11 protein-coding genes and 2 pseudogenes are annotated in these 10,737 nt (G+C 59.2%); 9 read left to right on the forward strand and 4 right to left on the reverse strand.

Annotated features, from left to right (window positions below; translation table 11 throughout):
* Positions 1-327: 327 nt before the first annotated feature.
* The 4 genes from JOD78_RS17600 (at position 328) to JOD78_RS17615 (ending at position 3,676) form a co-directional block, all read left to right on the forward strand.
* A complete protein-coding gene (locus JOD78_RS17600; RefSeq protein WP_209568301.1) occupies positions 328-1,395 on the forward strand; it encodes an RluA family pseudouridine synthase in 1,068 nt (355 codons plus the stop codon).
* 125 nt (positions 1,396-1,520) lie between these two features.
* Positions 1,521-2,180, forward strand: a complete 660-nt coding sequence (locus JOD78_RS17605) for an HAD-IIIA family hydrolase (protein WP_034331648.1) — start codon at positions 1,521-1,523, stop codon at positions 2,178-2,180.
* Positions 2,181-2,191: 11 nt separating this feature from the next.
* Entirely contained in the window at positions 2,192-2,566 is a 375-nt protein-coding gene (locus tag JOD78_RS17610) for a Rieske (2Fe-2S) protein (protein ID WP_034332207.1), read from the forward strand.
* 51 nt (positions 2,567-2,617) lie between these two features.
* The gene (locus JOD78_RS17615) at positions 2,618-3,676 is read left to right on the forward strand and encodes a S49 family peptidase (protein ID WP_209568298.1); all 1,059 of its coding nucleotides are present in this window, start codon (positions 2,618-2,620) and stop codon (positions 3,674-3,676) included.
* Between the two features lie 66 nt (positions 3,677-3,742).
* Here the strand turns inward: JOD78_RS17615 and JOD78_RS17620 are convergent, their stop codons facing one another.
* On the reverse strand, positions 3,743-4,507 hold the full coding sequence (locus JOD78_RS17620; protein WP_209533203.1) for an SAM-dependent methyltransferase: 765 nt from the start codon (positions 4,505-4,507) through the stop codon (positions 3,743-3,745).
* 202 nt (positions 4,508-4,709) lie between these two features.
* Here JOD78_RS17620 and JOD78_RS17625 point away from each other — a divergent pair, with 202 nt between their 5' ends.
* Positions 4,710-6,167, forward strand: coding sequence for a Ppx/GppA phosphatase family protein (locus tag JOD78_RS17625; protein ID WP_209568297.1), 1,458 nt, complete (start codon positions 4,710-4,712; stop codon positions 6,165-6,167).
* Here JOD78_RS17625 and JOD78_RS17630 read toward each other — a convergent pair.
* A complete protein-coding gene (locus tag JOD78_RS17630) occupies positions 6,160-6,426 on the reverse strand; it encodes a hypothetical protein (protein ID WP_209568295.1) in 267 nt (88 codons plus the stop codon). The genes JOD78_RS17625 and JOD78_RS17630 overlap by 8 nt on opposite strands.
* 37 nt (positions 6,427-6,463) lie before the next feature.
* Here JOD78_RS17630 and JOD78_RS17635 point away from each other — a divergent pair, with 37 nt between their 5' ends.
* A complete protein-coding gene (locus tag JOD78_RS17635) occupies positions 6,464-7,498 on the forward strand; it encodes an extracellular solute-binding protein (protein ID WP_134135179.1) in 1,035 nt (344 codons plus the stop codon).
* A 100-nt stretch (positions 7,499-7,598) separates the two neighbouring features.
* On the opposite strand, the pseudogene JOD78_RS17640 reads toward JOD78_RS17635, so the two are convergent.
* Together JOD78_RS17640 and JOD78_RS17645 are read right to left on the reverse strand one after the other, a co-directional pair.
* Positions 7,599-8,495, reverse strand: a pseudogene (locus JOD78_RS17640) (GNAT family N-acetyltransferase); the annotation flags it as partial.
* A 411-nt stretch (positions 8,496-8,906) separates the two neighbouring features.
* The gene (locus tag JOD78_RS17645; protein WP_209568294.1) at positions 8,907-9,266 is read right to left on the reverse strand and encodes a helix-turn-helix domain-containing protein; all 360 of its coding nucleotides are present in this window, start codon (positions 9,264-9,266) and stop codon (positions 8,907-8,909) included.
* Between the two features lie 195 nt (positions 9,267-9,461).
* Here JOD78_RS17645 and JOD78_RS17650 point away from each other — a divergent pair, with 195 nt between their 5' ends.
* The 3 genes and pseudogenes from JOD78_RS17650 to JOD78_RS28030 form a co-directional block, all read left to right on the forward strand.
* Positions 9,462-9,758 (forward strand): hypothetical protein, encoded by a 297-nt coding sequence (locus JOD78_RS17650; RefSeq protein ID WP_209568293.1) that lies wholly within the window; start codon positions 9,462-9,464, stop codon positions 9,756-9,758.
* 307 nt (positions 9,759-10,065) lie between these two features.
* On the forward strand, positions 10,066-10,428 hold the full coding sequence (locus tag JOD78_RS17655) for a transposase (RefSeq protein WP_209568292.1): 363 nt from the start codon (positions 10,066-10,068) through the stop codon (positions 10,426-10,428).
* Positions 10,429-10,535: 107 nt separating this feature from the next.
* A pseudogene (locus JOD78_RS28030) lies at positions 10,536-10,631 on the forward strand (IS3 family transposase); the annotation flags it as partial.
* Between the last annotated feature and the right edge of the window lie 106 nt (positions 10,632-10,737).

Genomic DNA, 10,737 nt, shown 5'->3' on the forward strand with positions numbered 1-10,737 from the left:
CTTTTATCCTGATGATCCAAACAATTCTGTTCCACTTCCAGGCGCGCTGTCCGATTGCAACTGCGGTGCAAACTGGAATCGCGCAGGGAAGGTGCGTACTCGTTTCGAGGCCTTTACGTGGACCAGGCAAGCGGCATGATCGGCTGTATTGTCAACCGTTGCAGCGCTTTTATTGCGTCTGCGATGCCGCGCGTCGTGGTTTTCGGGGCCCCCTCCGTCTATTTTGCAAATGAGCGAGGCTGACGAAGTCTCCTCTTGTGTAGAATGTTCCTTTTTATTCTACTGACGCTGATTTTTTGTTCAGCGTCGAACGATTATATATTCAAAATGAAGGACTTAGCGAGATTTTCTAGGGGGGCTTCTGAAAGCGCCGCAACCGCGCCTGCCTCCCGGAGCGAAGCCGCCTCGCAGAACCTTCCCCAGGTGCAGTTGCTGACCATTTCCGACGAAGAAGCCGGGCAGCGGATTGACAATTTCCTGCTGCGTATCTGCAAGGGTGTTCCCAAGAGCCATATCTACCGTGTCCTGCGTTCGGGCGAGGTGCGCGTCAACAAGGGCCGCATCGACCAGACCTATCGCCTGGCCGAAGGGGACGTGGTGCGCGTGCCGCCAATACGAGTTGCCGAAAAACAAGGGCAGGTGGTCCCGGGCGCGGAATTCCGCATCCTGCTGGAAGACAGCCACATGCTGGTCATCGACAAGCCGGCCGGCGTGGCCGTGCACGGCGGCTCGGGCGTGAGCTATGGCGTGATCGAACAGCTGCGTGCGGCGCGGCCGCAGGCCAAGTTCCTGGAGCTGGTGCACCGCCTCGACCGCGACACATCGGGCGTGCTGCTGATCGCCAAGAAGCGTTCGGCCCTGACCAACCTGCACGACCAGATGCGCGAAGGCACCACCGACAAGCGCTATTTCACCCTGGTGCAGGGCGACTGGAAGAATGCCCGCCAGCACGTGAAATTGCCGCTCTTCAAGTACAGCACCCCGGACGGCGAGCGCCGCGTGCGCGTGCAGGCCGATGGCCAGCCTTCGCACACCATCTTTTCGCTCTTGCGCCGCTTCGGTGAATTTGCTCTGCTGGAAGCTGAACTGAAAACCGGCCGCACCCATCAGATCCGGGTGCACCTGTCTTCCAGCGGTTTCCCCATCGTGGGCGATGACAAGTACGGCGATTTCACCCTCAACAAGTCGCTGCAGAAGGCCGATGGCAATCGCGTGGCCTTCAAGCGCATGTTCCTGCATGCCTGGCGCATCAGTTTTCGCCATCCGGAAAGCGGCGAGACAGTCACCCTCAAGGCCGGCCTGCCCGAGGAATGCGCGCGTTTCCTGCGCAGCCTCGAAGGCGGCGCCGAGGGCGACCTGCTGCCCCACAACATGCTGGCCGGAACCGAAGAGTGAAGGGATGCGCGCAGACGGCCGGGATGTGATACTTTCTGCCCGGCATTAACAGAAACGCATGCTCATCTGGCAATTGCCACAATGGCAACCGAGTCGGAAGCATGCCAGCGGAAAGAGCTCAGCACATGGCAAGAAAGCAATTCGACCTGATCGTCTTCGACTGGGACGGCACCCTGATGGACAGCACCTCGACCATCGTGCGCTGCATCCAGGCGGCTGCGCGCGACCTGGGGCTGCCCATTCCCGACAAGAGCGCGGCCTCCTACGTGATCGGCCTGGGCTTGCAGGACGCGATGCAGGCCGCCATTCCGGATGTGGACCCGAAGTACTATCCACGCATCGTGGAGCGCTATCGCCATCACTATCTCGGGCAGGACAAGGACCTCACGCTCTTCGAGGGCGTGCCCGAGATGCTGGCCGACCTGTCGCAGCAGGGCTATTTCCTGGCCGTGGCCACCGGCAAGAGCCGGGTGGGGCTGAACCGGGCCATGAACAGTACCGGCCTGCTCTCCAAGTTCGATGCCACGCGCTGCGCCGATGAAACCTTCTCCAAGCCGCATCCGGCCATGCTGCAGGAACTGACCCGCGAACTGGGCCAGGACATGCACCGTACCGTCATGATCGGCGACACCACCCACGACCTGCAGATGGCCATCAACGCCGGAGCCAAGGGGGTGGCGGTGGAGTTCGGCGCGCATCCGCCGCAGCAGCTGCAGACTTTGGCACCTCTTTATTCAGCCCGCTCCATCCGCGAGCTGCATCAATGGCTCAATGACCACGCCTGAAGCGGCTTGCCATGACGACGCCTGAAGAAATCTTCATTTGCCCCTCAGCCGCCCTCCAGGAGGGCGGTCTGGGCAAGCGCTTCCCGGTGCAGGTGCATGGGGATGAGACCACCGGCTTCGTGGTGCGCTATGGCGGCGTGGTGTATGGCTATCTGAATCGCTGCGCCCACGTGCCCATTGAACTGGATTGGGCCGAGGGCGAGTTCTTTGAATCCAGCGGCCTGTATCTCATGTGCGCAACACATGGCGCGGTTTATGCGCCCGATACCGGAAAATGCGCAGGCGGACCTTGTACCGGTGCGCATTTGCGTAAGATCATGGCGGTGGAACGCGACGGCCAGGTGTTCTGGCGTCCGGATGACATCGTCCAGCCCGTCGAGGCATGAGCTTCGCGGAAAAAACCAGTGCAGCGCGATGGCGCTGCCCAGAGTGAGCCTATGAGCAACAACGAATCTGACAACCCGCAAGACCGCCCCTCTCAGTCTTCCTCGTCTTCCCCGGCCTCCCCGCCGCCTGCTGCACCGTCTTCTTCCATCCCCGCCAGCGTGCGCGAGGACAAGAAGAGCGGGTGGGAGCGCGACGTCCTGGAAAAGCTGGCCCTGTTCGCCGTCAAGGAACAGCGCGCCCGCCGCCGCTGGGGCATCTTCTTCCGCATCGCCATCCTGGTGGTGATCGTGCTGGGCGGCTGGATGGCCTTCACCTACAACAAGATCGAGAGCGAACCGCTGGGCACCCATACCGCCTTGGTCGAGATTCGCGGCACCATCGAATCCGAAGGGCAGGGCTCGGCCGGCGTGGTCATTCCGGCGCTTGATAAGGCCTTTGCGGCCAGCGACTCGGTGGGCGTGATCCTGAAGATCAACAGCCCCGGCGGCAGCCCCGTGCAGGCCGGCATGATCAACGACGAGATCACCCGCCTGCGCAAGGCCTATCCCAAGAAGCCGATCTATGTGGTGGTGGAAGAGATGTGCGCTTCCGGCGGCTATTACATCGCGGTGGCGGCCGACAAGATCTACGTCAACAAGGCCAGCCTGATCGGTTCGGTGGGCGTGCTGATGGATGGTTTCGGCTTCACCGGCCTGATGGACAAGCTGGGCGTGGAGCGCCGCCTGCTGACGGCGGGCGAGAACAAGAGCTTCCTCGATCCCTTCAGCCCGCAGAGCCCCAAGCAGCGTGAATACGCGCAATCGATGCTGCAGGAAATCCACCAGCAGTTCATCGAAGTGGTGCGCCAGGGCCGTGGCACGCGCCTGAAGGAAACCCCGGATACCTTTTCGGGCCTGGTGTGGACCGGCTCCAAGGCCGTCGAACTGGGCCTGGCCGATGGCTATGGCACGGTCGACAGCGTGGCGCGCGATGTGATCAAGGCCGAGGATGTGGTGGACTATACCCAGACCGAGAATCTCTCCGAACGCGTGTTGAAGAAATTTGGTGTGGCCTTCGGTGCGGGCTTTGCCAAGACCCTGATGTCGGCGCCGTTGTCGCAGTTGCGCTGAGCGAATCCACAGCTTCCAAGCAAAAGGCCGGTTGCTGATGCAACCGGCCTTTGTTTTTTGTGATGCCTATTCCGCCAGCAGCAGGAACACCGTCGGCTTCTTGTGGAAGTCCGGCGCCTTGTTGGCAGCCAGCGCCGCCTTCCATTGCGCGGCGGTCTGCGTGCGTACCGTTTCGGTGGGCAGCGAAAGATCGGTCGCCACACAGATCAGCGTGCCCGGCTGGCAAGACTGCGCCAGCGCTTCCAGCATGGCACCGTTGCGATAAGGCGTTTCGATCAGCAGTTGGGTCTGCTTCTCCTTGCGGGAACGATCCTCCAGCTGGCGGATGCGCTTGCTGCGCGCCTCGGCGTCGGTGGGCAGGTAGCCGTTGAAGGCGAAGCTCTGGCCGTTCAGGCCGCTGGCCATCACCGCCAGCAACAGGGATGACGGCCCGACCAGCGGCCGCACCTGGATGCCGTGCTGATGCGCCAGGCGCACCAGGTTGGCACCGGGGTCGGCTACGGCCGGCACACCGGCTTCCGAGATCAGGCCACCGTCGCGGCCTTCCAGCAGCGGTGCCAGCAAGGCGGGCAGGGCGGCGGGAGGCGTGTTGACGTTCAGTTCGCTGATCTGGATTTCCTGGATGGGCTTGGCCAGTGCCGTGCTGCTGCCCAGGAGCTTGAGGAAGGCACGTGTGGTCTTGGCGTTCTCGGCCACGAAATAATCCAGGCGCGCCGCGATGGCCTGCACCTGGCGCGGGATGATGGACTCCAGCGGATGCAATGCGTCAGTGTCGGCGGGAAGCTCGGTCGTTCCCAGCGTGTTGGGAACCAGGTAAAGAATGCCGGGCATGGAAGGGAAAATGGGATAAATTGTATAAAATAATATGTGCAACGCAGCACGACTTCGCTGAGCCGCCATTCTACAGGGTGCAAGCTGTCATCAAAGTGTAATGCGCGGCCATTATCTTGTCGGCTGGGAGACAGGATGCGGTTTAAATTATTTAGCAATTGCTGCGTGCCGCCCGGCCCGGAGCCTTTGCGAAAGGAAATGCATGTTTGCTGCGGTAGATCTCGGTTCCAACAGTTTTCGCTTGCATATCGGCAAGTACGAGGACGACAGCATACGCGTCATCAAGAGTGCGCGTGACCCCATCCGCCTGGCGGCGGGCATCGACAAGAGCGGCAACCTCACGCCGCAGGCCTGCCAGAGCGCCATCGATTCGCTGACCCGTTTTCGCTCCGTCCTGCGCGACTATCCGCTGACCGCCGTGCGGGTGGTGGCCACCAATACCTTGCGCGTGGCCAAGAATGCCGCCGAGTTGTTGCCGGAACTGGAGCGCGCCATCGGTTATCCGGTCGAAATCATTTCCGGCGAGGAAGAAGGGCGCCTGATCTACATGGGGGTGGCCGGCGTACTCGCCGATGCGGGCGAAGAACGCATGGTCATCGACATCGGCGGGGGGTCCACCGAAGTCATCCGTGGCTTGGGCGAACATATCCGCCACGTTGAATCCTTCGGCATCGGTACCGTCAACCAGAGCCTGGCCTTCTTCCCCGATGGGGCGATCACGGCAGCGGCCTTCGAGCGCGCCATCATTTCTGCGCGTTCGCATGTGGAAGATGCGGTGCATCTGTTCAGCTTCGATGCGGCCAGCGTCAATGTCTATGGCTCGTCCGGCACCATGCGGGCCATCGCCGATACCATCCGCCGCAACAACATGGGTGATGGCCGCGTCACGCTGCCCAGCCTGGCCGACCTGATGCAGCGGCTGATCGATTTCGGCCACGTCAGCCAGATTTCACTCGATGGCATGAAGCCGGACCGCGCCGGCGTCATCATGGGCGGGCTCGCCGTGCTGATCGGTTTCATGCAGGAGTTCGGCATCGAGGTCATCACGCCGGTGGAAGCCGGCCTGCGCATGGGTGTGATGTGGGACCTGCAGTTGCGCGCCACCAAGGCCGATCGCCGCGACCGTTCGGTGGAAGAATTTGCTCGCCGATTCCACGTCGATGCGGCACGCGCCCATGGCGTGGCCGATACGGCGCTGGGCTTTTTCGAGAGTTTGAAACCGGCCACTGATTCGTATGTGCGCTATCTCTACTGGAGCGCGTTGCTGCACGAGACCGGCCTGGTGGTCTCGCCGACCGGGTATCACAAGCATTCGGCCTACATGATCGCCAATGCCGACATGCCCGGTTTCACCACGCGCGAGCAGCGCCTGATGAGCACGCTCATCCTCGGGCAAAAGGGCAACCTCAAGAAGATCAGCGAGATGCTGGCCGATGTCGATTTCGCCAAGGCAGTGTTGGCCTTGCGGCTGGCGGTGATGTTCCGCCATGCGCACATCACGCTGGACCTGGAGAAGGTGAGGGTGAAGCTCAAGAGCCGCATCGACCTGGAGATTCGCCGCGATTACATCAAGGAGCATCCGAGCATTTCCTTCTGGTTCCAGAAGGAGCAGGAATGGTGGGCCGGCATCGGTGTGGACTTTGCGGTCAAGGTCATCTGATTTCTTCACTTCGTCTCTGAAACGCCCTTGCCGAGCGGCTGCCGGCAAGGGCGTTTTTCATGGCGGCCTGCGCGATGTGCATGCGCGCAGATGATAATGCTTCTTGTTTGTGATATAGTCGCCAGCGGTCTATGAACTGCACTGCCATGGCGTTAGCGCCATGCGCCCACAACGAGGCGATCCCGAGATCGCCCACTGCGACAGCCAAGTCCGATATCCCGGGACCGCCTTCCGCGCCAAAAGAAAACGCCGTTTCCACGACGGCGGTCGTTCACTCTTTTTGAAAAGGATGGTCCATGTTCCACCGTCAACTCGCCGTCGGCGCCGTGCTGGCTGCCATTGCCGCTTCCAGCTTCGCGCAGGAGAAGGTCATCAATCTCTATTCGGCGCGCCACTACCAGACTGACGAAGCGCTCTACGCCGATTTCACCAAGGCCACCGGCATCAAGATCAACCGGGTCGACGGTGACGATGCAGGCATTCTCGCGCGCTTGAAGAGTGAAGGCGCTTCCAGCCCGGCCGACGTGATCCTGCTGGTGGATGCGGCCCGCCTGTGGAAGGCGCAGAGCGAGGGTCTGTTCCAGCCGGTCAAGTCCAAGCTGCTCGATGAGCGCATCCCTGCCAACCTGCACAGCAAGGAAGGCAGCGACGGTACGCAATGGTTCGGTTTCTCCACCCGTGCCCGCGTGATCGTCTACAACAAGGCCAGCGTGAAGCCGGAAGACGTGGATACCTATGAAGCCCTGGGCGACCCGAAGAACAAGGGCAAGCTGTGTACCCGCAGCGGTTCGCACCCTTACAACGTGTCGCTGTTCGGCGCATTGCTGGAACATGACGGCGCGGCCAAGACCGAAGCCATTCTGAAGGGCATGGTCGCCAACCAGGCGCGCCAGCCGGTCGGTGGCGATACCGACCAGATCAAGGCGGTCGGTTCGGGTGAGTGCGGCGTGGCCATTTCCAATTCTTATTACGTGGCGCGCCTGCTGCGTTCCACCAAGCCGGAAGATGTGGCGCTGATGGAAAAGGTTGGCATTGTCTGGCCCAACCAGAAGAGCTACGGTGCGCACGTCAACATCGCCGGGGGCGGTGTGGCCAAGAACGCGCCGCACAAGGCTGAAGCCGTGCAGTTCCTGGAGTACCTGGCCAGCGATTCGGCGCAGCGCTATTTTGCTGAAGGCAACAATGAATGGCCGGCCGTCAAGAGCGTAAAGACCGAGAACCCGGCACTGGTGAAGATGGGCCCGTTCAAGGCCGAAGTCATCAATGTGGGAGCGGTCGGTGCCAACCAGCAGAAGGTGTTGCAGATGCTGGATCGCGTGGGCTATAAATAATTAAAAGGATTTAAACGATTTAAATCGTTTATATTTTTTGATGAGGCCGGTCCGTGCGATGTGCGGGCCGGTTTTTTTATGTCTGCGAGAGGAGGGCGAATCAGCGCGGCGCATCCCGGAAAGGATTGTGCTCATTCAGCTCCGAGATATAGCCATCGATGCCATTGCTTTCACGCGACAGGAAATGTTCCACCGCATCATAGAACCCCGGATGCGCCAGCCAGTGCGCCGACCAGGTCTTCTGCGGCAGGAAGCCGCGCGCCATCTTGTGCTCGCCCTGGGCACCGCCTTCGAACCAGGTGATCTTCTCGGCGATGCAGAATTCCAGCGGCTGGTAATACGCGGTCTCGAAATGCAGGCAGGGGACGTGTTCCAGCGCGCCCCAGTAGCGGCCGTAGAGCGTGTCGGCGTCATACACCGTCAGCGAGGAAGCGATCGGCTCATTCCCCCGCAGCGCCACCGTCAGCAGCAGGTGCTGCGGCATGGTTTCACCGATGCGGCGGAAGAAATCCAGGTTCAGGTAAGGCGTGGAATAGTGCGCCGCATAGGTGTGTCGATAGCAGCGGTTGAAGAAGCGCCAGTGCGCCTCCGTGATCTCGGCCCCGCGCAGCCAGACGAAGCGCACGCCTTGCTCGGCCACCTTGCGCCGTTCGGCCAGGATGTTCTTGCGCTTCTTGCGGTCCAGCGTATCGACGAATTCCGAGAAATTGCCATACCCTTCATTGTGCCAATGGAACTGCACGCCGCTGCGCAGCAGGTATCCCGCGTCAGCCAGCTGCTGCGCCTGTTCCGGCGGGGGATAGAGGATATGCGTGGAGGAAACTTCATTTCGCTCCTGCAGCGCCCGTAGCGCGGCCACCAGTGCGCCGCGTGCGGTGTCGTCGATGGCCATCAGGCGCGCACCGCGTACCGGCGTGAAGGGGATGGCCGAGAGCAGCTTGGGGTAGTACTCCACGCCATGCCGCTGGTAAGCCTCGGCCCAGGCCCAGTCGAAGACTTATGTCGTCAAGCGAGAATCGGCAATTTCTGTACAAGTGTTTCTAAAAATAACATATTTAGTTGGGGAACTTCTATTCTGTACGATTGGAGGACTCCAGTTTTGAACCAATTGCAGACGCTGCATTGACTTTCCTTCGCCCGAGGGGCTCACTCCACTTGGTCACTATGGAAGTCGATTTTCCTGAAGAGGGGATATGCCGACTTACACAGGCTGACTCCGGCAGAAGCCATCATGGGGAATTTATTTTTCTCATCGGTCACAGGTGACAGTCGGTATTGTCAGTTTTCTGCAGCAGCGTGCAGCAGATCGAGTTGATTCGATCATTCGCCTGACATATCGATCACACTATCAGGACATCTGATCATTGCTGCCTCTGGCCACCGAGTTCCCAGTTTCTTCTTGGCACATTTATTCAGACCCGGTCTGACTATCAGCATAAGCGGTGATAATTTTAGTTATCGTCAGTATATCTTTCGCACCAAGCCGTTGAATTTGTTCCGCCAAGATTAGGCTGTTCGAGACCTTGTCTTCTTTCGCGGACAGGAAGAGTGTCCACACAGGCGTTGTCAGAACACGGGCAATCCTACCAAGCTGTTCTATCGGGGGAGCTATGTGTCCCCGCTCATATCGAGAGACCGTCTCGACCTCAATTCCTAAAGCCTGTGCCAAATCTTGCTGGATAAGCCCAACCGCAAGACGGCGTCTTCGTATGTTTGCGCCCACCAGGGCGGCCAAGCTACCTTCGGAAATTTCTTTGTTTATCTTCATGTGTGACCACTGAACAATCACACATAATCCATTTCTCTAAGGGCAACATACAGGGCGTCTTACATCATGTTTATTGACGTAAAAAGTCATGCCTCCTAATATTAAGCACTTGATGTTGTCGTCGACACGCCAAAAATTTCCTCGTGGCATAAAAAGAAGCGCTTAATGTTGCATGCAGAAACTACTGGAGCTCAAATGAATATTGCCGACATTCGTCCGCTTTCTACCTACATAGGCAACGGGGGCGTGACCCGTAAGGTCAAGTCAATTTCAATGGCTATCGACGGTTCGTTGACAGTGGAATGGCGCCGGGTACCGCCTTTAGATGGCGTATCGCGTTATTCCGAGCCTCGCGGAAATGAGCCGATCGAGCAATTTGCAATGTGGGCGAAGGTTTTAAAAGACACTCTGTCTTCTGATCTCGAGCACCACATGTTTGATCATGATTTGTACGCTGGGCAAGAGGGCGCTCAGGCCTGCAGCTCTGTCTGAAACAATGGTGGGATATCCTCCGATCCAATGCTTCATACGCGGTTTTGGTCATCCAGCTACAGGAAGGGCGGTGAATGATGTTCATGCCAAATTTGAGTTTTCTCAGCCAAAGCACCACCTCGGCGATTTAAAAAGCACCGGTCACTATTCGTGACGAGAGCCATCGACTAACAATAATTGGCGCTGTGTCGCGCCCTGTAGATTTGCATTGAAAACTGACCCACTTTTGGAGTGAACCCCTCGGGCTGGACCAAGGCCAGGAGATGAAGTGATACGCTTGTCGAGCCTTCTCAGGAGGAGCGACATCATGGCATCACGAGGTCCATATCGGCGGCACAGCCCGCAATTCAAGATACAGATATGCAGCGATATTCGCAGCGGCAAGATTGGGCGACGCGAGGCGCTCAAGACCCATAACTTGTCGGCCAATCTCATGCAGATGTGGCTAGGGCAGTTTGATCGCGGTGAGCTGGATGCAGAGGATGCGGCTGCGTCGACGGTTGCAGAGTACGAAGCACATATTGCCGCGTTGGAACGGAAGGTAGGCCAGCTGACGATGGAGTTGGATCTCCTCAAAAAAACGCCACGGCTACGACTCGTCAGCAACAGCGAGAACTCATCGATCATCAGCGGCCCCAAGCCTGCTCCATCCGACGAGGATGCCAAATGATCGATCTGCCGCGTAGCACCTACTATTATCAGCCCAGGCCGGCTACTGCCGTACTCGGTGATGCTGAGCTGGCCCATCTGATAGAAGACACCCACGATGTATTCCCGGGCTATGGCTATCGTCGAATCACGTTGGAATTGAGGGCACGCGGGCATGTGGTCAATCACAAGCGCGTAGCCAGGATCATGCGTGAGCATGAGGTATACGGCCATCATCGGCGCAGGTTCAAGCCGGCGGCCGGCACTGAAACCGACGTCGCCGTCTTTCCTAATCACTATCAGAACATCATTCCAACGGAGCCAGATCGTG

Source organism: Herbaspirillum sp. 1130 (assembly GCF_017833835.1).
Lineage (GTDB): Bacteria > Pseudomonadota > Gammaproteobacteria > Burkholderiales > Burkholderiaceae_D > Herbaspirillum > Herbaspirillum huttiense.

What these genes read in the sequence shown, in the direction of transcription:
- JOD78_RS17600 (WP_209568301.1), top strand. Translation starts at nt 328, where the DNA reads ATGAAGGACTTAGCGAGATTTTCTAGGGGGGCTTCTGAAAGCGCCGCA.
- JOD78_RS17635 (WP_134135179.1), top strand. Translation starts at nt 6,464, where the DNA reads ATGTTCCACCGTCAACTCGCCGTCGGCGCCGTGCTGGCTGCCATTGCC.
- JOD78_RS17610 (WP_034332207.1), top strand. Translation starts at nt 2,192, where the DNA reads ATGACGACGCCTGAAGAAATCTTCATTTGCCCCTCAGCCGCCCTCCAG.
- JOD78_RS17650 (WP_209568293.1), top strand. Translation starts at nt 9,462, where the DNA reads ATGAATATTGCCGACATTCGTCCGCTTTCTACCTACATAGGCAACGGG.
- JOD78_RS17615 (WP_209568298.1), top strand. Translation starts at nt 2,618, where the DNA reads ATGAGCAACAACGAATCTGACAACCCGCAAGACCGCCCCTCTCAGTCT.
- JOD78_RS17645 (WP_209568294.1), bottom strand. Translation starts at nt 9,266, where the DNA reads ATGAAGATAAACAAAGAAATTTCCGAAGGTAGCTTGGCCGCCCTGGTG.
- JOD78_RS17625 (WP_209568297.1), top strand. Translation starts at nt 4,710, where the DNA reads ATGTTTGCTGCGGTAGATCTCGGTTCCAACAGTTTTCGCTTGCATATC.
- JOD78_RS17620 (WP_209533203.1), bottom strand. Translation starts at nt 4,507, where the DNA reads ATGCCCGGCATTCTTTACCTGGTTCCCAACACGCTGGGAACGACCGAG.
- JOD78_RS17605 (WP_034331648.1), top strand. Translation starts at nt 1,521, where the DNA reads ATGGCAAGAAAGCAATTCGACCTGATCGTCTTCGACTGGGACGGCACC.
- JOD78_RS17655 (WP_209568292.1), top strand. Translation starts at nt 10,066, where the DNA reads ATGGCATCACGAGGTCCATATCGGCGGCACAGCCCGCAATTCAAGATA.